Source organism: Psychrobacter sp. A3, assembly GCF_028823565.1.
Classification (GTDB): Bacteria; Pseudomonadota; Gammaproteobacteria; order Pseudomonadales; family Moraxellaceae; genus Psychrobacter; species Psychrobacter celer.
The window spans coordinates 12,140-36,523 of record NZ_JAPEHS010000005.1 but is presented as its reverse complement, the minus strand read 5'-3'; the positions used below and the strand labels follow the sequence as shown (position 1 = coordinate 36,523).

Genomic DNA, 24,384 nt, shown 5'->3' with positions numbered 1-24,384 from the left:
CGGTATTTTTTTAATAATAAGTTTGTTTCACGTGAAACTTTCGTAAGTAAATTATCATAAGCTGGCAATTATAATTGATGGACATCAGATGATCGAAGTACTGTTACTCGCTATTGCGCTAGCGATGGATGCGTTTGCGGTGTCGATAGGACTGGGCGCTAAATCGCAACAACAAAGCCCGCGCTATACCTTGCTTTTGGCTATTTATGCAGCGTTATATTTTGGTATTGCGCAGGGTGTGATGCCACTTATCGGCTATTTGCTAGGTGCGGCACTCTTAGGTTGGTTGGCTGCTGCTGCGCCTTGGATCGGTGGATTTATTCTTATCGGCCTTGGTGGTAAGATGCTTTATGAGGTGTTTATTGCCGATGAAGAAGAGACCGTAGATAAGGGGCTGAGAGTAAATAATGAAGCGGCTGCTATAAACGATAGCCGAAAGAAAAACATCAGTCATCGCACCATGTTTACCCTCGCCATTGCCACCAGTATCGATGCGATGGCCGCTGGTTTTACACTTAACCTGTTGGCGCTCAATGCGTGGCTAGCGTGTGTAATCATTGCGATTGTCACAGCTGTTTTTAGCGCTATCGGCATCTACTTGGGCAAAAAATCAGGTACGTATCTTGAAGATAAAGCAGAAGCGCTCGGCGGCTTTGTACTTATCCTCATTGGTTTAAAGGTCATGTTTGTTGGCTAGGGTATGCCCTCAATTCAATCTATATAGTCATCTAAATGGATTAAAAAACCCGCTTTGATATCCAAAGTGGGTTTTTGTTTCACGTGAAACGCTAGCACTACGCTTTGGCAATAATTACGCTTCGTCAGTATCAAAACGCCAAGCTAAGACCCGCGTGTTCTTTTGACCTTGACTCATCTCGATAATACGCATCTGTGCCACCCCTAGTTGTTTTAGCAGCAGTTGTAGCGGTTTTACGTTTTCAGACTTAGACACTAAGCTGGTAAACCAGCCTACATGTGCAGCAAACTGCTGGCTTTCTCTTATCATATTACTTAAAAAAGCAATCTCGCCACCCTCACTCCATAATTCTTTATGTTGACCGCCAAAGTTAAGGTTTTGCGCGGCATTGCCTGACTTGGTGGAGTGGCGACTGATTTGCGCGCTTTCGTTTTTGCCGCGATGGCGCTGCAAATTATGCTGTTTACGGCTATTGGCCTGCATTGCTTCTTCTAATGAGGCGTGAAAAGGTGGGTTACACACGACAACGTCAAAATAGTCTTGACGACCGATAATATTTTTAAAGATATAGTTTGGTTCAGGTTGCAATTTAATCTTAATCGCGCCTTTGAGCTTGGGATTGGCCTGACAAATCACGCTGGCGGTATTGACAGAAACCGGATCGATGTCGCTTGCAGTAAAGCGCCAGCCATAGCTTTGGCTGCCAACAATAGGGTAGATAGCACTGGCACCAGTGCCGATATCAAGTGCATGAATATCTTTACCTGTAGGCGGCGTATTGTCTTCGCTCACATGAGTAGTCTGCGCCAACAAGTCGGCAATATAATGAATGTAATCGGCGCGTCCAGGAATCGGCGGGCACAAATAACCTTCAGGGATATCCCAAAACTTGACACCATAATAGTGTGCGAGTAGTGCTTGATTAAGCACGCGTACGGCCTTGGCGTCGGAGAAATTAATCGTTGGCTCGCCTTTCGGGTTGGTAATTGTGTAGTCGGCAAGTTCAGGTAGCGCGCGGGTCAATAGCTCAAAATCATAGCGACCTTGATGTGGGTTGCGCGGATGCAGCTTGCCAAGTTTTTTCGCGGTCGCAGGCGAACGGTTTCTATGCGCTGTATGGGGCTTATTAGGGTTTGGTCTGCTAGTCATAGTAGTAGGCTATAAAATCTGAAGATAACCGTCTAGTTTAGCAGATTTCATCAACGCTAAATGGTTTATCGGCTACGGAAGATCAGGTTTAAGCCCAATACAATCATTGCTGTACCAAGTACGCGATCTATCCAATGCTCAAAACGCTGAAAACGTTTGAAGATGACAGGAATCGATAGTAGCATCACCACCGTGCTAAACCAGGCCATCTGTAATACCATCATCCATACACCGTAGATAGAGAGTTGCCAAAGCGGAATATCGGGTGATAATACTAAAGTAAATATCGCGACAAAGTAGACTGGCGCTTTGGGATTAAAGACGTTGCAAAAAAAACCACGGCGCAGAGTAGCAAAGCTAGATTCAGTTTTATCTGTAACATTGCTATTACTGTTGCTATTAACATTATTAGTAAAAGTGGTCGTTTCTACTGGTTGTTTAGGTTTAGCACCAATTCCTTGCCAACCGAGATAAATAAGATAAGCGCCGCCCAACCATTTAATAGCGGTCAATAACGGCTGCGAGTGCGCTATCACTGCCGCCAGTCCTAATACCGAGTAAATAATATGCACGGCTAGACCTAAGGTAATCCCCAAACTACAAATCAAGCCGGTACGTCGACCTTTGGTTAAAGTCTCACGTGAAACTAAGACGAAATCAGGGCCAGGGGAAGCCGCTGCAAGTAGATGCACGCTCGTGATAAGCAAAAAACCGTGCCAAAATTCCATAAAATGCTCTAGTGGTTACTAAGGAGTATCGTAAGATTAATAATAGTGGCAGCTAGCTTTTCATCTTGTGTTATAGGGTAAGGCTGTCTATATTAAAAGTCAGTAGCATTATTTAAAAAATGAGATCACACCCTACGATAACGACAAACCAAAAAAGGACTGAACCATGACCACCCAAAACGATACAAGCAATCGCATCACTTATGAAACTGACGGCTACATTTGTCTCATCGGGCTTAATCGCGCCGACAAACGCAATGCTTTTGACAGCCATATGATCAAACAACTCTCCGAAGCATTAACAGATTATGAGAACGACGATAATCTACGCTGTGCGCTCATCTTCGCACATGGCGAGCACTTTACCGCTGGTCTTGATCTGATGGAGCTACAAGACAAATGGGACAAAGGCGTGTTTGAATTTAATGACGATGAAATCGATCCGTGGGGTATCGGCGGTAAGCTGCGCACCAAACCTGTGGTGGTGGCGTTACAAGGCACGTGCTTTACCGCAGGAATTGAGCTAATGCTTAACAGTGACGTGGTTATCGCAAGCGATAATTGTAACTTTGCGCAGATGGAGGTGCAGCGCGGTATCATGCCGTTTGGCGGGGCGACGGTACGCTTTGTCGCTGCAGCTGGCTGGCAAAAAGCCATGCCGTACTTGCTGACAGGTAAAAACTTTGACGCGCAAACCGCCGATAAACTAAACCTAGTCAGTGAAGTCGTACCCAATGGTGAAGAGTACGAGCGCGCGCTAACGATTGCCAAAGAGATTTGCAGCGCCGCGCCACTTGGGGTAAAAGGGCTGCTATCCTCGGCGCAAGATGCCAGCCGTAATAGCGCAAATTCAGCGCTGGCTAATATTCATGGTTATCTGCCGCATTTATTTCATTCAGAAGATGCAAAGGAGGGCGCAATGGCGATGGTTGAGCGCCGCGAGCCTGAGTTTAAGGGTAGGTAGAGACTCGTAACGCTACCGAACGCATGATGTAAAGCTTTCTTTAACCGTATGACCAAGGACAATACCAGTGCAATATAACTTCGACGAAATCATCGATAGACGCGGTACGGGATCACTTAAGTGGCACTATAGTGATGATACCATTCCGCTATGGGTCGCCGATATGGACTTTAAAGCCGCGCCGCCTGTTTTAGATAGTGTGCAGCGTGTCGTAGATCACGGTATTTTGGGTTATACCAAACCGACTGATGCTTTGTATAAGGCGATTATTAATTGGCACGGTAGTCGTTATGGTTTGCAGTTAACTAAGGACAAAATCCTATTCTCGCCAGGGGTCGTGCCAAGTCTAGCGCTGATGATGCATGTCTTTACCGAGGTAGGCGATGCGGTACTGGTCAATGATCCCATTTATACACCGTTTATGACTAAGGTGCAGCAAAATAAGCGCACGCTTGTGATGTCTGCATTAAAGGAAGTCGATGAAAAATATCAGTTAGATCTAAAAGATATTGAAGCTAAAATTATCGAGCATAAGGTTAAGCTATATCTATTATGCAACCCGCACAATCCGGGCGGGCGCGTCTGGACTGCTGATGAGCTTAAAGCGCTGCTTACACTGTGTAAAAAGCACGATGTCGCCATCGTCAGCGATGAGATTCATCAAGATTTAACCTTGACTGGTCATAAGTTTGTGCCCTTTTTAAAGCTAGCAGACGCAGCAGGGTACGCACATCGTGTCGTCAGCCTGACCTCCATGACTAAAACCTTTAATGTCGCCGGTATCAAAGGCTCGATGATCTTTGCCAAAGATGACGCTTTAATCAAAAAAATCAGCCAACAGCAACATTTAAATGATGAATATGAGCTAAACCTATTTGCCTATACCGTGATGCAAAGCGCTTATGAAGAGGGCGGCGAATGGCTGGAACAAGTGCTGGCTTATATAGAAAGAAACATCGAGATTACGATAGACTTTTTAGCAAGGCATCTACCTGATATTAAGGTCATGCGTCCTGAGGCGTCGTATTTAATTTGGCTCGATTGTTCGGCGTACTTTGATGACGATCAAGTGCTGTATGACAAACTGCGTGCGGCGAAAGTTGAGCTAAATTCTGGTATCAAATACGGCCATGAGGGACATCTGAAAATGCGGATTAACGTAGCGTGTCCGAAAACGCTGCTGCGTGAGGGATTAAATCGGGTATATGCGGCTTTTAGGTGTATTTAGTCTTAGTACTTTTTACGTAAAGGGTCGGCATAAATGAAAGGGTTGAAATGTTCATTAGTGTTGTTTGGAAGAAAAAGGGCTGCTGTATTCAGTAGAATACGCTAATCTTAATGATGTAAAAGTGGTACTAGCTAATATTTATGGTTATTTTCCGTATTTGTCCCATTCAGAAAATGCAAAAGAAGGTGCGATGGTTGAGAGTCATCTAGCTGGGTTTAAGGCTAAATGATAAAATTGAATCTAGTTTTGGCAACAAAGTTAAAATTGAATAGGTCGATTGCTATGGGTATAGAGACTACAGGAAGCGTAAAGGAAATTAGAGATGTGGTCGTAGAAGTTAGTCAGTTTGTCACTAACTTTATTGGTAAGGACTATCAAAAATTTGCTACAAAGTATAACTTTGCTTTAAATGACTACTTAGAAGCTAAGCGAACCAGTCTCTCTAAAGTTAAAATGGCTTTCTTTTCTTCACAAGTAGTTGAACTTGACGAAATTTATGTGCCACAGTTTATACATTTAGGAAGAAAGCTATACTCGCAGGAAAGCTTTTTTGAATCGCTTTTACAACATAAGAAAATAGTAGTTAGTGCTACAGCAGGTTCAGGAAAATCTTGTCTTTTGAAAAGTATGTTCATAAGAATTATAAGAAGTAATAGTAATTTGCTACCTTTATTCTTAGAACTGAGAAAAGTAAACGAGACGAAAGGTTCTATTTTTGAAACTCTTAGAGCTGACATAGCTTTCTACAATGAAAAGTTTAGTGAAGAGAATTTAAATTATTTGTTGAATAGAGAAGGAACTATAGTTTTTTTAGATGGTTTTGACGAAGTTAATCATGAGCTAAAGAATAAGTTTACTAAAGAAGTTAACGATTTAGCTGATAGATATCCAAACCTTATTATTGTAGTTTCATCAAGACCGGAATATAACTTGTTCTCTGATTGGTCACTATATAACGTAGCCAGTATTCAACCTCTGATTCTTTCTCAAGCAAAAGAAGTGATTAGAAGAATAAATTATGACAATGATGTAAAAGAAAGGTTTGTATTAGCATTAGAAAAAAATCTTTTTAGCAACCATGAAGGGTTCTCCAGTAACCCTTTATTGCTTACAATTATGCTAGTAACCTATGAGCAGTTTGGAAATATTCCTGATAGAGTGTATATATTTTATGACCTTGCCTACCAAGCATTGTTTAATAAACACGATATTTCTAAGCAAGGTTTTCACAGAGAACGTCTAACAAGTTTAAATATTCATGAATTTAAAAAGGTGTTTTCACTTTTTTGCCTTACTACTTATTGCAAACAGTCTTTTGAAGTACTACCTATTGAATTGACTAATATTTTGGAAAGGTGCATAAAGTACTTCAAAGTTGACGTGAAATGTGAAAATATGAAGATAGAGTTATTGAGTAATGTACCTCTCTTAATGAGAGATGGAATTAATTACTGTTTTACTCATCGTTCATTTCAAGAATATTTTACTGCATATCATTTAACCCATCATGCATTAAATGAACAGGTAGTTGAGCGTGTATGTGGGAGATATCATTCGGATAACGTTGTTGATATGGCGTTTTCCATGAACAAAGAGGTGTTAGAAGATAAATGGATACTTCCAAGAATTAACAAAATTTTAGATTTACAGCCAGTAGATATTACAACTGTAAATTGTAAAATACAATTATTGTCAGTTTTCTTTAATGAAGTCCAAGAAATTAGTAACAAAGGTAAAAAAGAGTTAGGATTCACACATAATGAAAACTCTTACTTTCTTGAGTACTTAGTCAAAAAATATGATTGTAAACAGCATCTTAATAGTTTGAACAATAAATATCACTCTCTTGATTTTAGCTACGAAGAAACCGATTTTTTTGAATTAGTGTTGAATGATAGAAAGGCCATACTATTTGAAGAGTTGAGTGATTTTGAGAAGAAATTAATGTGTCGCATGGGCAGTGAACGACATGGACAGTTAAGCTTTGAGCTTATTAAGTTCATAAAAAATTTGATTGTTTCTAATAGAAATGAAGCTCTAGATGATGTTGAAAACTTAATTTTTGATTAGTTTATTAAACATGGTTTTAGTTTCAATAGCGTATAAACTCGCTATGAAGGCGCGATCAGCTCCCATAACCTCTTTTCCAAAATCATCCCACCTTTTGACCACTCCCAATACGCCGACACCTTAAACCTGCGCAGATTACTTGGCGGGGTATCCTGTGATGTCTTGAATGCTTTGGTATAAGGGTTTTAGGCGCTCGTACATCTTCAGATAGACCTCGTTGTACAGGCGCTTATAGAGTTGTACGTTGGCTTCAATCGGGACGAATTCGGCGCCTAAATGGGTCATGGCGTCGCAGGCAGCAGCGTGGTCGGGGTAGACGCCGAGACCCACCGCGCAGTTGATGGCCGCGCCGAGGCCAGTGGCTTCAAAAGTGTGCGGGCGGTAGGCGGGCATGGCAAAGATGTCGGCGGTGAGCTGCATGGCGGCGTCACTTTGCGAGCCGCCGCCTGAGACGCGCAAGTGTTTGATGGGTTTGCCGGTGCGTTTTTCAATCGTATCAAAACCAAGCTTAAGCTCGTAAGCCAGCCCTTCTAAGATAGCGCGGTAGACGTGTGCGCGGGTATGCACATCGCCAAAGCCAATAAGCGCGCCTTTGCCCTCAAGCCCCGGATGACGGACGCCGGGTGACCAATAGGGCTGCATAGTGAGTCCCATGCTGCCGGCTGGAATGTCTTTGACGGCGGCGTCGAGGAGCTTTTCGGTATCTATGCCTTGCGTCTTTGCTAGCTGCTCTTCATAGTGGGCGAATTGTTCTTTAAACCAGCTGACCATCCAAAAGCCGCGATAAATCATGTACTCGTGGTTGTAGTAGTGCGGGGCGGCGGCGGTGTAGGCGGGCATGTGTTTGAGTATCTCGACATAGTCGGGGGAGATGGTGTTGATGGTGGCGGTGGTGCCAAAGCTAAGACACGCAGTATCGGCGGACAGTCCCGCTGCGCCTAGGGCTTCGCAGGCTTTGTCACTGGCGGCGGCAATCATCGGCGTTCCCTTTGGGATACCTGTGACTTTGGCAGCTTTGGCGCTTATCTCACCAAGAGTTTGGCCTGGTGGGATGATTTTGGGCATTTGCTCGGGGGTACAGCTAAACAGCCGCCATTTCAGGGTGTTGGGTTTGAGCCATGTTTGCGCTTTGTAGTCATACGGCAGATAGCCGACCGAATGACCATTTGAGTCGATAAGTTCACCTACTAGTTGATAAGTGAGGTAGGCGGAGAGATTGACGTAGTGCGCGGTCTGCGCCCAAATCTCAGGCTCGTTTTGTGCCAGCCAATTACAGCGCGCTTTTTGCTGGGCGTCTTTGACTAATTCGCCCATGCCGATGATTTTAGTCAACGGGTGTAAAAAACCAATGTCGTGTGTCTCAGCGCGACGTAAATCCATCCAAACGATAGCGGGGCGTAGCGGCTGTTTGTCTTTATCAAGGCAGATCATGGTATAGCGCTGGGTGGCAAGGCTGACGCCTGTGATTTGTTCAGGTTTAATGTCGCAGCTTTGCCAAAGTTGCTGACAAGCCTCACATAGCTTTTGCCAATAGTAGTCGGCGTGCTGCTCAGCATAATTGGGCTGCTCGGAGAAATACGGCTCGATAGGCACGCGAGCTTTGGCAATCTCGCTGCCGAATTGATCAAATATCAGCGCGCGGACGCTTTGAGTGCCGTTATCGATAGCTAAGAAATAAATTGGGTCGTTAGGGGTGGTCATAGTTGTCCTTAACTATGGGGGATATTTATCAAAAGCAGAACGTGCTATTGGTACAAGTTTTCCTTGCTTGCGACAGTCAGAGTTCTCGAGGCTACGCAGCTTTTGTTTTAAAAAAAGTGCCCTAGCAGCTCTAATCCTTATAATAACTCGATAAGAAGCTAAGTTGCAGGCAGATGATAATAACGTTGCCATAACTCAGTATAGCGAGCGACTTCTTGTTGCCATTTTTGCTCATCCCAGCCCAGCTCTTGCTGGCAAATCTGCTTCAGTCTAGCACTAATCAGTGGTGTCATCGCACCGTGCGGTAGGATTAAGCCTAAGCGCGTCCGCCGCAGTAGTAAATCATCTAAATGTATGACTTGTTCAAAGCGCGCGGCAAAGCGAATTTCCGCCCAAATGGTGTTGCTATCGGTGACATAAGCTAAGTCTTCTTCATGCGCCAGCTCAAGTAAACTATCGAGCTTACGACCATAAAATCCTTGCAAGCGCTGTTGTAGATTAGAGGGTAGCGTCGCAAACTTAGGATGGATGGGTGCTACTTTACTAAAGACCTGATCGCCATTTATCGCTTGGTTTTGAGTAGCAGAGTCATCAAGCGCGAGCACCTTTTGACACTTTTTAAGCACATCAAGGGCAATCAGGCGAAAGGTGGTCAGTTTGCCGCCGCTGACGGTTACGAGATTATTATCGAGCCAGACGCTATGATCGCGCTTCTCTTTACTGGGGCTGACGCGCTTACCATCACCGCTATCAGAGATCAGCGGTCGTACGCCTGCCCACGTGCTGATGACATCTTCTCGATTGAGATCGGTATCATCAAACAATGAGTTAGTCGCTGCTAGTAGATAATCGACCTCTGCGCTAGTGATACCGACTTCTTCGTCATTAAGTGGCGGATGATCTAAGTCAGTGGTGCCAAGTACTGTACGGTTCTCCCACGGAAAGACAAACACCGCTCTTTTATCAGCAGGATGCAAAAAGGTATAGGCTTGCGAGGTAGGTAAGCGCTCTTGACTGACGACTAAGTGACTACCGCGTGAGGGACGTATTTGCTTGTTGAAACTTTGCTCAGTTTGCTCGCGGGCTTGCATACGTAAGGTATCGGCCCAAGCGCCTGTCGCACTGACGACGACTTTGGCATGGACGTCGAAAGTCTGATTGCTATTGTTAGAAGCCGTGTCTTTAAGCGTAGCACCCACCACCAAGCCCTGCTCATTGGTGATAAGCGACTCAGCTTTGAGATAATTAATAGCGTGCGCGCCGTCATGAATGGCTTCGTCAAGTACGCGCATCACTAAGCGCGAATCATCGGTGATCGCATCGCTAAACTGGCTGGCACCCAAAAATTTATCTTGCTTGATATTAGGGTTTAGCCGTAAAAAAGCGTCCTTCTTAAAGTATTTAAAATAGCGCTTACCCGCTATTCTGTCATAGACTCTTAGCAAGGTATTGAAGATCCACGGCGGCGGAAATTTGCCTTTGTAGTGCGGCATGACGTAGTGCATCTCGTTAACTAGACCGCCTGCTTCAGTGAGCATACGTTCACGCTCACGCACGCTAAGTAAAGTAGTCTTATAATCGCCTGAAGCTATGTAACGCAGACCGCCATGCACCATTTTGCTTGAGCGGCTAGAGGTGCCCCAAGCAAAGTCTTTTTGCTCGATAAGTAATACGGCAAGGCCATCCCGCCGCCGATAATGAGCATATCCCAAGGTTCAGATCGTGCTAGGGGTACGAGTGCTTGCTGGCGTTGTGTGCTTTGGTTCATAAATTACTCTTCTTAAATGACGTCATTCATTTAACGAACATAAATAGTTAAGCCATTTTGAAATCAGTTCGATATAGTGCTGCTGATATTGATTTTGTGCAGCCTCTGGAGTGACGAAGTCGCACAGCAAGCAAGGAAAATTTATATCAGTAGCACGGGATAGACAATCTATCTCTCATATTTTCAATTTCTATTCCTCAAGCAACACACCTGGATTCATACGCTGCTCAGGATCTAGACTTTTGAGCATATCATGAGTCACTTGTAGTCCCAGCTCGCCTTTTTCGGCAGCAAGGTATGGGGCATGGTCACGGCCAACGCCATGCTGATGTGAAATGGTGGCTTTACCATGGGCAAGGCTCATACTGGCCGCGTGTTTGATTTTTTGCCAGCGCTTTAGTGTTGCTGCATGGTCTTTGGCGGCGCGGAAAAAGTAAGTGGTGTATAGACTTGCGCCTTGCTTATAGACATGCGAGATATGAGTAAAGGCCATCACTTCCTCGCCTTCATCAGCGAGCGAGGTTTTTACCGCCTCTTGCATCTGCGTCATTTGCTCGTCAATACGGCTCCAGTTGGTCGCAGTCTCAAAGGTATCAACCATAATGCCTTTATCCCAAAGCGTACCGCGCAGATATGGGAACTTAAAGCGCCCGTGTGCCCAAACACTACCCATGATATTGGTGATCTTACCGGTGACACTACCATTTTGCTTTAACAATTTATTAAACTGCATCACTGCTAGTTTATTCTGTGCTTTATCGCCTGAGACGCCGTAGGTGAGCATGACTTTATCTGAATTAAGCCCGCGGGCTTTTAGATAAGTGCTAATCGCTAAAAACTGGCTTGGCGTCGTACCTAGATGCAGATGCGCGTCAGTCTCGGCGGCATTGCTTAGACGCAGCATAGAGAGGCGAATATTGTTTTGCACCGCTTGTTTGAGTACCGCTTTGCCCGCTTCCCAATTCGGCAAAAACGCCACTTTAAATAGCTCTTGCTCAGGTTGCGGTTGTACGCGCATCTTGACTTCGGTAAAGATACCTGCGCGGCCCTCAGTACCCATCATCATCTCACGCAAATCAGGCCCTGCTGAGGATGCAGGAATGTCAGCAATCTCTAGCACGCCTTGCGGGGTGACTAAAGTACCGCCGGCAAACATCTGCTCGATGCGCCCGTAGCCCAAGGACTGCTGACCACTAGAGCGCGCGGCAATCCAGCCACCAAGCGTCGATAGCTCCCACGACTGCGGATAATGACCTAGACGATAACCGTGCTCGCCTAATTGCGCCTCGACCGCTGGCCCTTGGGTGCCCGCACCAAAAGTAGCAATCTGGCTCTCGGTATCTAAGTCAATCAGTTGATCCATTTTACTCATGGCGACGGTCAAAACAGGCCGCGCGCCCTGTTGCGGATTGATATGTCCGACTACGGAAGTACCACCGCCAAAAGGAATAACAATCAGATCGTGCTCTTGGGCAAGTTTTAATAACTGCTCGACATCATTGGTCGATTTTGGGTGCGCCACGCCATCAGGGAAGGTCTCAAAGTCGCCGCTGTGCATCGCGATCCAATCGGGGAAGCTTTGCCCACGGGCGTGTCTCAGCCGCACCTCTTGGTCGATTGATACCATATCGAGAGCACTGATAGCTTTAGGCAAGCGTGATTGTGGCACCGTTTTTAGTACTTGTTGCAGGCTAACTGATTTGAGTTTTTTGGTTTTGCCAATGTGGGATTTGATCAGTTTTGCGCCATGCGGCGAGACTTTTTTATTGATATTGACATTGCCCCAGCCATTCCAGCGCGTTTGCTCTATAGGGGTGTTAAGAGAGGTATTGGTTTTTGCAGTCATGTCTAGATTGGCGTTATCGTTGTTGTCGCTATCAGAGATTTGCAGAGTAGAGGAGGGTTTAGCGTGCTTACGGGTAGGGGTTTTGAGTTTGCGCATAGAGACATACCTGTCGATTGTAATCACTGTACTTGTGGTTAGAGTGTAGCGGCTAGTTGGGTTAAATAGCTCAGCATAAATAGCGTTTATTAATCACCATACTGATGTTTTTGAATGATAGCAACAAAAAAAACTATTGTTTATAAGTTATAACTAGACATGCCCTTTTTGTGTTTGGATAACCCTTTAAACTTTACCCAAATCTTCTAAATCGACAAATTCCTTCTCTCCATGGATCTTGTACATTCTACGTTTGATGTCTGGATAGTTGGTGATATCAATCGGCGGTCTGCTTCCGCCCATAAGGTAGGTGGCGTCGCTATCGCTATCATTACGCATCGAATGCGCTGCACCGTACGCTGGGAAACCAACAAAATCGCCAGCACTTAAAGGATAAGTCTTATCGCCATAGCGCAGTGATAGCTCGCCTGATAATACGTAGATAAACTCATCTGACTCTTCATGATAGTGGTGCTGGGTGGTTTCATCGCCCGGCTCAACGCGTACTAGGTGTAAGCCAAAGGCGTTTAGTCCAACAATATCGCTTAGAGATACCGTATGACGAATGGCGTTGTCGTTAAACTGATGCACGTGCTTGGTTTCAGGAATCGCGGCGATATCGGACTTAGTTAGGATATAGTCTTTTGGGTCGTCGAATTTGGGCTTGGGTAGGCTAGTCATGGTTTATCTCCGTTATTTTTTCAGACTTAAGCTTATATAGTCAATATGAAATAAAATCGATACGTTAATAATACCGTGCTACTGGTACAAATTTTCCTTGCTTGCTGTGCGCTTCGCACTTTTCGATGCTACGCAACTGTTATTCAAAACAAGTATTCCAGTAGCACGGTATCGGTTTTAAGGTGAATTAACTATAGTAGCGAATATTTTTTGACTTTATGTAGTGAATTAGGTAGGTACGCTTATGATTTATTTGCAGATGAAACGCTTTTGTTTATTTACCTAATCCATGTTATCTAGTCGCCCATGATTGGCTTAAACTTGTTAAAATAGGCTGATAATTTTACTTATTGATGGACATCGATTTATGACCACTGCCGCTGCTATCCCTACTATCAAAGAAGATCGTATTCTTATTCTTGATTTTGGCTCGCAATATAGCCAGCTCATCGCTCGCCGTGTGCGCGATTCTGGCGTTTTTTGTGAGATGTTTCCTTATGATATCGACACTCAGCGCATCCATGACTTTGGTGCCAAAGGTGTCATTCTATCGGGCGGTCCTGAGAGTGTGCACGCGGAAAACAGCCCACGTATCAATGACGCTGTGTTTGAGCTTGGTGTACCAGTACTTGGCATTTGCTACGGTATGCAGGCGATGGCAGATCGCTTCGGCGGTAAGGTACATGCCAGCGATATCCATGAATTTGGCGCGGCGACCATCAATGTCAATGGCCATTCAAAGCTTACTGATGGCATCGAAGACAGCGTCAATGAAGACAAATCGACCACGCTAAACGTCTGGATGAGCCATGGCGACAAGGTCATCGAAGCGCCGCAAGGCTTTGATATCATCGCCAGCACACCAAGCTGCCCGATTGCCATTATGGCCAATGATGATAAGCAATACTATGGTCTCCAGTTTCATCCCGAAGTCACTCATACCCTACAAGGTCAGGCGCTGCTAGGCCGCTTTGTCCATCAAATCTGCGACTGTGCTGGTGAGTGGACGCCGGACAATATCGTCGATATGCGCGTGGCACAATTAAAAGAGCAAATCGGTGACAAGCAAGTATTGCTTGGGCTATCAGGCGGAGTCGATAGTTCAGTGGTTGCGGCGCTACTGCATAAAGCTATTGGCGATCAGCTCACCTGTGTGTTTGTCGATAATGGTCTGCTGCGTCTGCACGAAGGTGATCAAGTGATGCAAGTGTTTGCCGAAAACATGGGCGTCAAAGTCATCCGTGTCGATGCTGAAGACTTGTTCCTAGACGCTCTAGCAGGCGAGTCTGACCCGGAAGCTAAACGTAAAATCATCGGCAAAACCTTTATCGATGTGTTTGCCAATAGCGCTCGTGAAATCAGCGCACAAAGCGATGGCAAAACCATTGAGTTCCTAGCACAAGGGACGATTTACCCTGACGTGATTGAGTCCGCCAAATCGCACCAAGGTAAGGCGCACGTGATTAAGAGCCACCATAACGTCGGTGGTCTACCAGATGACTTGGCGTTTGAATTGGTTGAGCCGTTACGCGATCTATTTAAAGATGAAGTGCGTAAACTGGGTATTACCCTTGGTCTACCAGAGAAGATGATTTACCGTCATCCGTTCCCAGGCCCAGGTCTAGGCGTGCGAATCCTTGGCGAAGTGAAAAAAGAATATGCTGATATCCTGCGTCTTGCCGATGCTATCTTTATGCAGGAGCTGGAGCGCTCTGGCTGGTATGACAAAACCGCGCAAGCGTTTGCGGTATTCCAACCGATCAAGTCTGTTGGCGTGGTCGGTGACGGTCGCCGTTATGCGTGGGTGATTGCGCTACGTGCCGTTGAGACGGTGGACTTTATGACAGCACGCTTTGCCCATCTGCCGTATGAGCTGATCGAAACGGTAAGTAACCGCATCATGAATGAAATCGCTGATGTCTCACGCGTGACGTATGATGTGTCGAGTAAGCCGCCTGCGACGATTGAGTGGGAATAAACCTCTACTTAGTCTTTAGCCGAAATAAAAAAACACTCAACTTGGTTGGGTGTTTTTTTTGCTTTAGAGTTTCTGGAGCTACTCTCGCTTTCCGCTATTATCTTGTCTGCCCACTAGAGCCGCGACTAAAGCCCGCTGTGTTTCTGCTAACGCGAGACCACAGCGAGCTAAGTTGCTGCAATCTAGTGGTCAAACAAGGATAACCTCTGCAATCGAGGCTAAAACGCACCCCGAGTTGCAGATTGAGTTGTTGTCGAAGACTAGCTAATTTTAAAAGTTAAGTCACTACATATATAGTATTATAGGTTTGAAGTATTGAGCAACAAAGTGTCTAAAATACTAAGACTAGTAATTGCTTGCTTAACACAGCACAATTATAATATACTGTTTAGATATAATATTATATATTTATTGGTGGTGTTATGAATATTAAGGAACTGTTAGAAGCGGCTAAAAATACGCCCGTTACGACTGAACAGGTAGATAAACTTCGTATTCGCTTACAGCAACAAGCTAATGATAACGATAAGTCCTCTACGTCTAAAGATTTTCTTGCACGAACATATAGCCTTTAACATAAAAACTTTTCGAAATAGCAGCCATTGGCTGCTATTTTTTTGGAGTATGAAATGATCTCATACCTTGTCTCAAAACTAGCTAAAGGTGAACTTAGTAATCTTGTTAAAGAATGCTTTGGAACAGACTTTCCAGACATTTTTAAAAAACCACAGATTGATTATATATATCGTTATTTAACTGATTTAGATGCGAAATCAGTTTTACTAGAAACAAAGTATGTTGATAAAGATTACTTAGAAGATTTTAATCATTATTATGTGAAGAGCTTTGGTAACAGTGGTTCAACGTCTGCTAGGTTACACTTCTTCTCCCAAGAATTAGATCATCAAAAAGTAACAGAAATTTTAGCAAGTGCGAACAAAGATAAAGTAAGAGGCTTACAAGATTCGTATTTAGGTTTTATAGTTATAAAACCTCTAGCTAAAACATTTATTGGTAAAACATGTTTAAAGTTATACCCGTCTATAAATGAGCCTAATAGCAACAAGAAATGTTTGTTAAGGGAATACTCTGTTAACTTATTTGGTATTCCCCTGAAAGTTTGTTCAGTCGCATTTCAAGAGCAGGATAAGGTGGTGTCAGCTTGTGCTACTACTGCAATTTGGTCATCTTTACATGCAATGTATTGGAAAAATGTACGAGATATAAGAGCATGTAGTGAAATAACTACAAATGCAATAAACCATATTTCTGGCTCGAGTAATAGTTTTCCTAATCATGATTTGTCAAATAAACAAATTCTAAGAGCACTAGATTTTGAAAAATTAAAACATCATACAGCGGATATTGTAGGTTACTCTTCTGAGGATTTCTTTGACACTGTAAGAATATACATTGATAGTAAAATACCACTTATTTTGGGTGTTGATGTTTACGAAAAGAAAGATTCGGGATTAAATCTATTAGATGGTCACGCTGTTACGATTGTAGGATATAAGGAGCATAGCAAAGAAGAGCAAAGAGCCATATATATTCATGATGATCGGCTAGGTCCTTTTGCAAGAGCCGCATTTGTTAAATTAAATAAATCTCAACTCAAACCTAGTATAAAATGGGGACTTGAGCTGCAAGAGAAAAATGATAACGGTGAATGGGAAACACCTCATGAACTACTTATTTTGAATAGTTTAATTATACCAGCGCCTCATAAGGTTCGTTTACCATCAACTTATGCTCAAAAGACCTGCGTAGAGATAGTATCTGGTTATCATGAAATGCGGGCAGATCTGATCAATAAATTTGGTGAAAATGAGACTAGTAGTTTACCCACTAATTTAGTATACGATGTTATATTAACAGAAATATCAGATATCAAGCAGGAATTATTAGAGCAAAAATTTATTAATAATGATGATTTTTTGAATAAAGAAAAAGTAAAATTTCTCACTGAAAGTTATGCTCGTTTTCAATGGGTTGCTAGCTTCAAATTTGATAATAAACCTATTTTTAAAGTAATGTTTGACGCTACAAATATTCCACAAGGAAATGCTGTTTCATCTCTGTTTGTTCAGAATAAAGAATTGACGGATCTAGTCTTGGAAAGGCATAAACAAATTGTTAAAAACGATAAAGATTTACCAGATTTTGATACTAACAGCTTTTATGGTCAATTTCTTAAATACCTCAAACCGAAACCAGATAGTCTGGAAGCTTACCTTGATAAGACATTTGGAGAGTTAAGAGCACCAAAATATATAAAAGAATCCGAAATGGGTCAAGGTGATATTCTTAGCTCAAATGTTGACCGGTATTACTCTTCAGTTGAAGAAAAGCTTGAAGAGCAGTATCCTGATATAATTTGTGATGATGCTAATTCTTTCTTAATATGGACAATATCAAGTGAAGGCGTTCTATTAATTGGACGAGAAGAAGATGGAAAAGGCCATCCTACCTTAACTGGCTTTAAGCCATCACGAATTGCAGGCGAGTTAAAAAGATCTCAGAATGGATGGTTCATTAATTCAAAATCTGGTCGATATAGTACAGACTATGCTAATACCGATGAATTATTAGAAAATGCTGTAGAAAAATTTAAGGATATATTTCGTAATTCGAGAAAATCTATAAGTGCTGCTTTTTTTAATTCATAGCTAACGTTGTTTGTTTTTCGATAAATTATAAGTATATTTCTCCCAAAAAAAACAGCACCCCAAAAGAGCGCTGCCATCATCTAAAAACTAACGTCTAAACATTAACCCCGCACATTCACCACATAACGTCCCACAGCCTTACCATCAATAAAGCGCTCTAGGTATTCAGGGGTTTGTTCAAGGGTGATTTCTTCCGCGTATTGCTCCAGATTGGGCAGTTTCATGTCCGTTGCCACGCGCTGCCAAATCGCTTTTTTGTCCTCAAGTGGGATAAATACCGAGTCGATACCCAGTAGCGATACCGCACGCGTGATAAACGGCAATACGGTCATCGAAAATGACGCTGATGCTGCAAGGCCACAGGTCGTCACTGCGCCACCTGGTTTGGTTTGCTTGAGTAGGTTGGCAAGATAGTCACCGCCGACGGTATCGATGGCATTGGCCCATAGCGGACGGCCAACAGGGCGATTGCCGACTTCATTGATGGTGTCACGATGGCGCACTTCGGTGGCGCCCAACTCTTTCAAGTGTTCACTTTGCTCAGGCTTACCAGAGAAGGCGATAGACTCGTAGCCCAGCTGCGAGAGGATGGCGATACTGATAGTGCCCACACCGCCTGTCGCGCCTGATACGGCAACGGGGCCATCGCTTGGTTTTGCGCCCATTTTTTCCAGCTTTTGGATGCTTACGGCAACGGGGCCATCGCTTGGTTTTGCGCCCATTTTTTCCAGCTTTTGGATGCTTAGCGCCGCCGTTAGGCCGCCTGTACCATAGATCATCGCTTCTTTTAGGCTCAGCGCTTCAGGGCAAGGCAATGCCCAGTCGGCAGGGATGGCAATCATTTGCCCGAGTCCGCCTGCGGTGTCCATGCCGAGATCATAGCCGAATACCACGACTTCTTGACCTTCGCTAAAAGTGCCTGACTTGTCGCTGACTACCACGCCTGCCGCGTCAATACCAGGGGTGTGCGGATAGTTTTTGGTGATGCTCTTATTGCCTGAGGCCGACATGGCATCTTTATAGTTGAGCGAGGAGTAATGTACTTCGATCAATAGATCATTGTCAGGCAGGTCGCTGACGTGGCGTTCTTGAATGCTTTTTGCGAACGTGCCTTCGCTGGTTTCTTCGACCACTAAGGCTTTAAAGGTTTTATTATCAGAGTTTGTTTGATTGGACATAATATTATTCCTCTTTTGGTAAATAAACTTTACGGGGATACATTAAGGCTTAATGAGTATCTTACCTTTTTTGTCTGATTGCACCTCATCAGAGACCGCTTTTTGGATGTCGTTTAAATCGTAAACACCGCCAGTCGGTAGTTTTAGGGTGCCACTAGCGGCACTTTCGATTAGCTCACCAGTTAAGCGCTGCATATCGTCTTTACTGATGGTTTGCATCATATCACTCGCCCAAAAGCCTTTTACCTGAGCCAAATTAAAAATCAGATTGCTAGGATTAAGCATCAGCGGTTTACCTGACATTGCGCCGAGTGACGCCATGACGCCATGTTTACCCAGCATTGATACTAGCTCGCCGCCAGACTTGCCGCCGACCGCATCGATTGCGCCGCTGATTTGAGCATCGCCAACGATATTTTTTACCTGCTCTTTCCAGTCATCATTATCGGTCACGATATTGTTATCAACGATACCCAAATCGATCAGCTCTTGTTCCGATTCTGTACTGCGCACCAAATTAATCGTATTGATATTACGCTCGGGAGCGAGCATTGCCATAGATTCACCAACCGCGCCATTGGCAGCGTTTTGGATGATCCATTGACCCGGCTTGATGTTTAAAAACTCAATGAGCAGCAGCGCGCTCATCGGCATGGCGATTAACTGCGCTGCCATTTCATCATCGATAGCGTCTGGTATAGGGATGATGCTTTGAGCTGGCGCGATAAAGTACTCCGCCCACGTGCCTTGTACGCCTGAGGCTACGACGCGCTGACCTTTTTCAAAGCCTGTGACCTCACTGCCTAAAGCATCAATAGTCCCTACCGCCTCACTACCGCCTGTCGCAGGCAACTCTGGTTTATTACCGTACTCGCCTTTGATGGTAACAAGGTCGTGATTATGAATGGAGGATAAGATGGTTTTGATACGGACTTCGTTGTCTTTGGGCTCTGGAGTCGGGCTGTCACTCACGCCAAGCACGTCAGATGGTTTGCCAAATTTGTTATAAGTTGCAGTGCGCATAGAAATATCCTTTTTCTTATTTATCAGTTTGAGCACTTAAAGAGATTAAGTTTAATAATTTGCTTTTTATAAACGATAACAACTCAGACTAAGCGTTCTCAACTTGATTTTAGTTACTTAACGTTGTGGCTGACTTAGAATTGTAAGGGAGTCGAGATTAAGCATAAGGCTTTCTTAACGAGTGCTACTTTTGCACCAGAATTAACATTCTGCATAAAAAAAACAGCGCTTCTATCATAAGAAGCACTGTTTTGAGTGAGCTGTTAAAGGACTTTAGATCAGGTAATTTGCGCGTAGCAAATTCTTATGGCTTTAATAGCCCTTATGGCTTTAATAGCCCTTATGGCTTTAACAGCACCTTACCGTTTTTGCCTGACTGCAATTTGCCATCGACTGCTTTTTTGATATCTGCCAAATCAAACACAGCCTCCACAGGCAGATGGAGCTTGCCACTGGTCGCGCGTTCGATTAGCTCATCGATTAAGCGCTGTTTATTATCCACGCTCATCTCTTGGCTGATTTTACTGCCCCAAAATCCTTTTACGATGGCTTGTTTAAAGATAAGATGCGTCGGATTGAGCGTCATGGGCTGGCCTGACATGATGCCAAAGGACGCCAAAGTGCCACCATGACCGAGCAGTGATAATAAGTCGCCACTGGCGTCGCCGCCGACTGAATCGACCGCTGCGCTGATTTTATTCTCGCCAAGGATGGCTTTGACTTGCTCTTTCCAGTCCTCATTATCAGTGCTGACGTTATTTTCTGCGCCGATTGCTTCTAGCTCTTTTATGGCATCGCTGCTACGTACCACATTGATAGTGTTGACGCCGCGCGCCGCTGCTAGCATAGCGAGCGATTTACCGACTGCGCCATTGGCGGCATTGTGAATAAGCCATTGACCGCTTTTTACTTCCAAAAACTCCAGCAGCATCAAGGCACTAAGCGGCATGGCGATTAATTGCGCGGCCATCTCATCATCCAGGCTCTCAGGGATGGCAAACACCATGTCCTTGTCAGCGACAAAATACTCCGCCCATGTCGCTTGCACGCTGGCCGCCGCCACGCGTTGCCCGACTTTTAACCCTTTAACGTCACTACCAACGGCGTCAATAATGCCCAGCGCTTCACTACCGCCGATCGCCGGCAGCTCGGGTTTAAAGCCATACTGACCGCGCACGGTGAGCAAGTCATGGTTGTGGATAGAGGCGAGCACGGTTTTGACACGCACCTCGGTGGGCTTAGGTTCTGGGATAGGGCTATCGCCGAGGCTGAGGACTTCGGTTGGTTTGCCAAATTCGTTATAAGTTGCGCTGCGCATAGTAAATCCTTTTTGTCATTTATAAGGGTTTATAAGTATTGTTAGAGTGGGGCGTGTCTTCAATTCACTCGATAGTCGTCTAAATGGGCTAAAAATGGCTAAATCTTGCCAAACATCGTCAAATAGCTGGTTAATATCCCAATATTGTCTACGCTATTTTTCTTGTTTGACGACAATTTATCTCATTTTTATCAACATTTTTGAAATGAAGACACGGCCTAGTATTTATTAAGAAAACAATTTAGAACTACCTTAACAAGGGGTTTGGTTCACTGACAAGACAACTTTGGTTACCTGATGTTGTGAGTGGTTTTAGCTATGAATTTTTTGAAAAATTACAAGGATTAATTATCAATACTCGCTTCATTGTCAAGGTTATTAGTTTCAGGGTTACTCATCTTAGGATCGATTACCTTAAACTTCTCATCGACCATATTAGTCAGTAAAGGCTCACCGTCATCATTAACCCGGAATAAGCCATATTTAGCCGCCTCAAAAGCCTCGGCATGACCTTCTTGAAAGAAAAAAGCGTTGGTCGCCAGTTTGAGTACGCCATTACGGAGACGATAATAAATCGCCCTCTCATTTGTGCTTAAGTTGTCAGGCTGACTCTCTGCCAAGTGCTCAAACTGTCCGACATTATTATTATCCAAAGCGACGATGACATAGCCTTCCTCATGAGTAGGATAGCTGCCCGGATCTGTATTTAAGGCGGCAAATACCTCATTCTCTAGCGCATAACGTAGCGTCATATAGTCGCCCTGCATAAAGCCGCGTGGATCAACGGGCGCAAGCTCAAGCAGTACGGTATCACCAGTGGCTAAATGGGTCTCGTATTTGGCGACATTGAGAGTCATTACTACTAAGATAACGATTAAGCCAAACAGCGCAATAGTAATTCTAACCGCTCGTTTTTCAAGCCAGCCAATCGAGCTAAGCAGGGATGAGTTTTGAGCCATAGTCTTATTATTCATGACAAGCGCTCCTTATCAGTACTCGTTGCTAATGCCGCATTACTGGCAAAGTAACGTTTGATCAGTAGCCAGCGCATCAGCAATAAGCCAACTCCGATAATAAGCATAGAAGCGGCTTTGAGTAATAATGACGTATCGAGTTGATAGTAATACCAAAATATATAGCTGACTAAGGCGATAATACCAAGCGCTAATAGCACTCGCTGACTATTGGCAAACGCTATGACAATAATAAGGCTAGTGGCGAGCAACCCTGAAACGTAAATCGATACCACTCCAAGCACGGCGGTAGCGCCGACTATAATCAGTCCCGTTGCTGAGAGCAGTTGGATACGGTAGCGCTTCAAGATCAAGTAAGCGGCACATAAGCTAGCAAGGGCCAATAATCCTTGCGCTAAATAGTAGTTATAACGAAAAGGGTTACCGTCATTATCGAAGCTGACATCATATTCAGCAACGATAAAATAGACCGAAACGCCAAGCAACACAAGGGCGCCTGCATAGCCAAACGCGCTAATAATAGATTGTGCATAGACTTGATGTGGACGAGGAACGCGCCGTAATAGCGGATAGCGTTGCAATTGCGTCACGATAGTCAAGAGCGCTAATACGCCTAAACTTAGCTCAGGGAACTGATAATAATTGAACAAATAAACCATAAGCCCAAGCATGAGGCTAGCACCTAGCAGTCGATACACCACATTGGGCATGATAAAAGTCAAATAGCTTTGAATAATCAAAAATAGCCAGACCGATAAGGGGCGCTCTACGGCATAAAAGAACAATCCAGCGGCGACATACAACTGTCCTGTGATACTGACAGCAAAGGCTGAATATTCAACGAATAGATTGCGATGTTTGCTTGCGGTATTAAAGAGCCAAAAGGCAAGAGCGCTTAAAGCTAGACCTACTATAATAAGGCCTATAGCGCTTTTTAACACATTACTTTCAGCCAAAAATAAAGTCAAAAAACCTGTAAAAAACAAACTGGCTAACAAGCCACCGAAACCAATAAAAAGTTGCAGATACCAAGGGGTATGTTTCTGTGAGTCGTCATCTAAATGGTCGTTATATACGCTAAAATCCTTAGCGATTAGGCCGATATTTTGTAGCGATGCCAGCGCTTGTTGGTCGTTGTTATTCATGATCGGCTCCTTTTTTATTCAAAGGAGTATTTACCGCTTGTAAGATTTTAAGGTCTTCAGAAGGAGAGTTATCTGATTTTATAACTTCAAATAACCACTTGATAGCATAAGTAACCATGCCAATCAGTAGAAGGGTTAAGACGAGTAGGCTGCCTGTATCAAAGTCACTAGGTAGTATGTTAACTGCCCAAGACATCACTACAATAATGAGAGAAAAGCAAAGGTAGGTCAGCATCAGTAGATCACTGCGCTGTCGATAAAAACGCCAATACATAAAGGCGCACCACCCCGCCCAAAGCGATAAAGACAGGAGCGTCGCCAACACACTATCCACATCAAAAACAGTAATAATAGCGAGGAAAGTGATAGCGATAGTGCTGATTAAACCGACAAGATAAGTACTCCAGTGCAAACCTGCTTGAGCTTGCAATAGTATATCGTCGTAAGTCGTTTTGGAGCTTGAAAAGTTAGAACTAGCAATAGAAGTATCTGAACCAACAATTTCTCTATTAACTTGGCTAGCCATCGCACGTTTTTGACCTAAAAACATAAGCCAAAGATTTAGGGCAACCAGATTGATCAGTGCCAATATCGCCACTCTTATAACATCTTGATAGCTACTATCAACGAACGATAGATCTACCACCTCCAAATAAAGCAATAGAAAAGTATTAAGCAGCCCAAGCCACAATAGCCACAGTGCCGGAAAGCGGGCAATAATGATCCAAGGGGTAATCAATACTGCCCAAGCAAAAAACAGCTGCCAAGTATCCGCGCCGGTCTGATATACCTGCCCAAATAGCGCCAGCAAACTACCCGTAATGATACTAGCGACCAGCAATAATAGCTGGCGAATAAAATGAAACCTGCGCCGAAAAGAGAGAGCCACGTAGAGCGCAATAGTGATAACCAAAGCGCCCTCGACCAAAGCGAATTTGCCTAGCTTACCCAAATTTTGCCAGTTATAAGCAATAAAAAACACCAGTGATAATACCAATGCCAGCGCACCGATAATCAGCAAGGCTTTATTAAAGAAGCTAAGCCATGTGCTTTTGCTGGGATAGACTTCTAGGTGTTTGGCAGCAGCCTCTGCATGCTTGAGAGGAAGTTTGTGTTGTTCAATGAGTTGTTCGATAGCACGCCGCGTTTGACTCATAGCGCCCTCTGTTTA

The 24,384-nt window shown here is 44.1% G+C and carries 18 protein-coding genes; 6 read left to right on the top strand and 12 right to left on the bottom strand.

Annotated features, from left to right (window positions below; all coding sequences use genetic code 11):
• Positions 1–88: 88 nt before the first annotated feature.
• Complete coding sequence (locus tag NK638_RS01820) at positions 89–697, top strand: manganese efflux pump MntP (RefSeq protein ID WP_274631701.1); 609 nt, start codon at positions 89–91, stop codon at positions 695–697.
• A 114-nt stretch (positions 698–811) separates the two neighbouring features.
• On the opposite strand, the gene rlmF is transcribed toward NK638_RS01820, so the two are convergent.
• Both rlmF and NK638_RS01810 read right to left on the bottom strand, forming a co-directional pair.
• Positions 812–1,846 carry a 23S rRNA (adenine(1618)-N(6))-methyltransferase RlmF gene (rlmF, locus tag NK638_RS01815; RefSeq protein ID WP_274631700.1) on the bottom strand — a complete coding sequence of 345 codons (1,035 nt, stop codon included), beginning with the start codon at positions 1,844–1,846 and terminating at the stop codon, positions 812–814.
• 65 nt (positions 1,847–1,911) lie between these two features.
• Entirely contained in the window at positions 1,912–2,574 is a 663-nt protein-coding gene (locus NK638_RS01810) for a LysE family translocator (RefSeq protein ID WP_274631699.1), read from the bottom strand.
• Between the two features lie 166 nt (positions 2,575–2,740).
• On the opposite strand from NK638_RS01810, the gene NK638_RS01805 reads away from it, so the two are divergent.
• The 3 genes from NK638_RS01805 to NK638_RS01795 all read left to right on the top strand — a co-directional run bounded on the left by NK638_RS01805 (position 2,741) and on the right by NK638_RS01795 (position 6,836).
• Positions 2,741–3,538, top strand: a complete 798-nt coding sequence (locus NK638_RS01805; protein ID WP_274631698.1) for a crotonase/enoyl-CoA hydratase family protein — start codon at positions 2,741–2,743, stop codon at positions 3,536–3,538.
• Between the two features lie 67 nt (positions 3,539–3,605).
• Positions 3,606–4,766 carry a MalY/PatB family protein gene (locus tag NK638_RS01800; RefSeq protein ID WP_274631697.1) on the top strand — a complete coding sequence of 387 codons (1,161 nt, stop codon included), beginning with the start codon at positions 3,606–3,608 and terminating at the stop codon, positions 4,764–4,766.
• A 282-nt stretch (positions 4,767–5,048) separates the two neighbouring features.
• Positions 5,049–6,836: an NACHT domain-containing protein gene (locus NK638_RS01795; protein WP_274631696.1), complete on the top strand. Its 1,788-nt coding sequence runs from the start codon at positions 5,049–5,051 to the stop codon at positions 6,834–6,836.
• 135 nt (positions 6,837–6,971) lie between these two features.
• Here NK638_RS01795 and NK638_RS01790 read toward each other — a convergent pair whose 3' ends face one another.
• The 4 genes from NK638_RS01790 to NK638_RS01775 all read right to left on the bottom strand — a co-directional run bounded on the left by NK638_RS01790 (position 6,972) and on the right by NK638_RS01775 (position 12,928).
• Positions 6,972–8,537 carry an FGGY-family carbohydrate kinase gene (locus NK638_RS01790; RefSeq protein WP_274631695.1) on the bottom strand — a complete coding sequence of 522 codons (1,566 nt, stop codon included), beginning with the start codon at positions 8,535–8,537 and terminating at the stop codon, positions 6,972–6,974.
• A gap of 158 nt (positions 8,538–8,695) precedes the next feature.
• Positions 8,696–10,249, bottom strand: a complete 1,554-nt coding sequence (locus NK638_RS01785; protein WP_274631694.1) for a glycerol-3-phosphate dehydrogenase/oxidase — start codon at positions 10,247–10,249, stop codon at positions 8,696–8,698.
• A 246-nt stretch (positions 10,250–10,495) separates the two neighbouring features.
• Complete coding sequence (locus NK638_RS01780; RefSeq protein WP_274631693.1) at positions 10,496–12,247, bottom strand: FAD-binding oxidoreductase; 1,752 nt, start codon at positions 12,245–12,247, stop codon at positions 10,496–10,498.
• Positions 12,248–12,433: 186 nt separating this feature from the next.
• Positions 12,434–12,928, bottom strand: a complete 495-nt coding sequence (locus NK638_RS01775) for a cupin domain-containing protein (protein WP_105244465.1) — start codon at positions 12,926–12,928, stop codon at positions 12,434–12,436.
• A 367-nt stretch (positions 12,929–13,295) separates the two neighbouring features.
• On the opposite strand from NK638_RS01775, the gene guaA reads away from it, so the two are divergent.
• Both guaA and NK638_RS01765 read left to right on the top strand, forming a co-directional pair.
• A complete protein-coding gene (gene guaA, locus NK638_RS01770; protein ID WP_274631692.1) occupies positions 13,296–14,906 on the top strand; it encodes a glutamine-hydrolyzing GMP synthase in 1,611 nt (536 codons plus the stop codon).
• Positions 14,907–15,535: 629 nt separating this feature from the next.
• Positions 15,536–17,575 (top strand): hypothetical protein, encoded by a 2,040-nt coding sequence (locus NK638_RS01765; RefSeq protein ID WP_274631691.1) that lies wholly within the window; start codon positions 15,536–15,538, stop codon positions 17,573–17,575.
• Positions 17,576–17,676: 101 nt separating this feature from the next.
• Here the strand turns inward: NK638_RS01765 and NK638_RS01760 are convergent, their stop codons facing one another.
• The 6 genes from NK638_RS01760 to NK638_RS01735 all read right to left on the bottom strand — a co-directional run bounded on the left by NK638_RS01760 (position 17,677) and on the right by NK638_RS01735 (position 24,369).
• Positions 17,677–18,753 carry an oxidoreductase gene (locus tag NK638_RS01760; RefSeq protein WP_274631690.1) on the bottom strand — a complete coding sequence of 359 codons (1,077 nt, stop codon included), beginning with the start codon at positions 18,751–18,753 and terminating at the stop codon, positions 17,677–17,679.
• 42 nt (positions 18,754–18,795) lie between these two features.
• The gene (locus NK638_RS01755) at positions 18,796–19,776 is read right to left on the bottom strand and encodes a zinc-binding dehydrogenase (RefSeq protein ID WP_274631689.1); all 981 of its coding nucleotides are present in this window, start codon (positions 19,774–19,776) and stop codon (positions 18,796–18,798) included.
• A 340-nt stretch (positions 19,777–20,116) separates the two neighbouring features.
• Positions 20,117–21,094: a zinc-binding dehydrogenase gene (locus tag NK638_RS01750; RefSeq protein ID WP_274631688.1), complete on the bottom strand. Its 978-nt coding sequence runs from the start codon at positions 21,092–21,094 to the stop codon at positions 20,117–20,119.
• A 344-nt stretch (positions 21,095–21,438) separates the two neighbouring features.
• Positions 21,439–22,068 (bottom strand): GDYXXLXY domain-containing protein, encoded by a 630-nt coding sequence (locus NK638_RS01745; protein WP_274631687.1) that lies wholly within the window; start codon positions 22,066–22,068, stop codon positions 21,439–21,441.
• Positions 22,065–23,213, bottom strand: a complete 1,149-nt coding sequence (locus tag NK638_RS01740) for a DUF4401 domain-containing protein (protein ID WP_274631686.1) — start codon at positions 23,211–23,213, stop codon at positions 22,065–22,067. Before NK638_RS01740 ends, NK638_RS01745 begins: the two co-directional genes overlap by 4 nt.
• The gene (locus NK638_RS01735; RefSeq protein ID WP_274631685.1) at positions 23,206–24,369 is read right to left on the bottom strand and encodes a DUF2157 domain-containing protein; all 1,164 of its coding nucleotides are present in this window, start codon (positions 24,367–24,369) and stop codon (positions 23,206–23,208) included. The genes NK638_RS01740 and NK638_RS01735 overlap by 8 nt, the downstream gene beginning before the upstream one ends.
• Positions 24,370–24,384: the final 15 nt, after the last annotated feature.

Excerpts from the sequence above, each read along its gene's own strand:
- NK638_RS01820 (WP_274631701.1), top strand. The coding sequence starts at position 89 with ATGATCGAAGTACTGTTACTCGCTATTGCGCTAGCGATGGATGCGTTT.
- rlmF (WP_274631700.1), bottom strand. The coding sequence starts at position 1,846 with ATGACTAGCAGACCAAACCCTAATAAGCCCCATACAGCGCATAGAAAC.
- NK638_RS01810 (WP_274631699.1), bottom strand. The coding sequence starts at position 2,574 with ATGGAATTTTGGCACGGTTTTTTGCTTATCACGAGCGTGCATCTACTT.
- NK638_RS01805 (WP_274631698.1), top strand. The coding sequence starts at position 2,741 with ATGACCACCCAAAACGATACAAGCAATCGCATCACTTATGAAACTGAC.
- NK638_RS01795 (WP_274631696.1), top strand. The coding sequence starts at position 5,049 with ATGGGTATAGAGACTACAGGAAGCGTAAAGGAAATTAGAGATGTGGTC.
- NK638_RS01790 (WP_274631695.1), bottom strand. The coding sequence starts at position 8,537 with ATGACCACCCCTAACGACCCAATTTATTTCTTAGCTATCGATAACGGC.
- NK638_RS01780 (WP_274631693.1), bottom strand. The coding sequence starts at position 12,247 with ATGCGCAAACTCAAAACCCCTACCCGTAAGCACGCTAAACCCTCCTCT.
- NK638_RS01775 (WP_105244465.1), bottom strand. The coding sequence starts at position 12,928 with ATGACTAGCCTACCCAAGCCCAAATTCGACGACCCAAAAGACTATATC.
- guaA (WP_274631692.1), top strand. The coding sequence starts at position 13,296 with ATGACCACTGCCGCTGCTATCCCTACTATCAAAGAAGATCGTATTCTT.
- NK638_RS01765 (WP_274631691.1), top strand. The coding sequence starts at position 15,536 with ATGATCTCATACCTTGTCTCAAAACTAGCTAAAGGTGAACTTAGTAAT.
- NK638_RS01760 (WP_274631690.1), bottom strand. The coding sequence starts at position 18,753 with ATGTCCAATCAAACAAACTCTGATAATAAAACCTTTAAAGCCTTAGTG.
- NK638_RS01755 (WP_274631689.1), bottom strand. The coding sequence starts at position 19,776 with ATGCGCACTGCAACTTATAACAAATTTGGCAAACCATCTGACGTGCTT.
- NK638_RS01750 (WP_274631688.1), bottom strand. The coding sequence starts at position 21,094 with ATGCGCAGCGCAACTTATAACGAATTTGGCAAACCAACCGAAGTCCTC.
- NK638_RS01745 (WP_274631687.1), bottom strand. The coding sequence starts at position 22,068 with ATGAATAATAAGACTATGGCTCAAAACTCATCCCTGCTTAGCTCGATT.
- NK638_RS01740 (WP_274631686.1), bottom strand. The coding sequence starts at position 23,213 with ATGAATAACAACGACCAACAAGCGCTGGCATCGCTACAAAATATCGGC.
- NK638_RS01735 (WP_274631685.1), bottom strand. The coding sequence starts at position 24,369 with ATGAGTCAAACGCGGCGTGCTATCGAACAACTCATTGAACAACACAAA.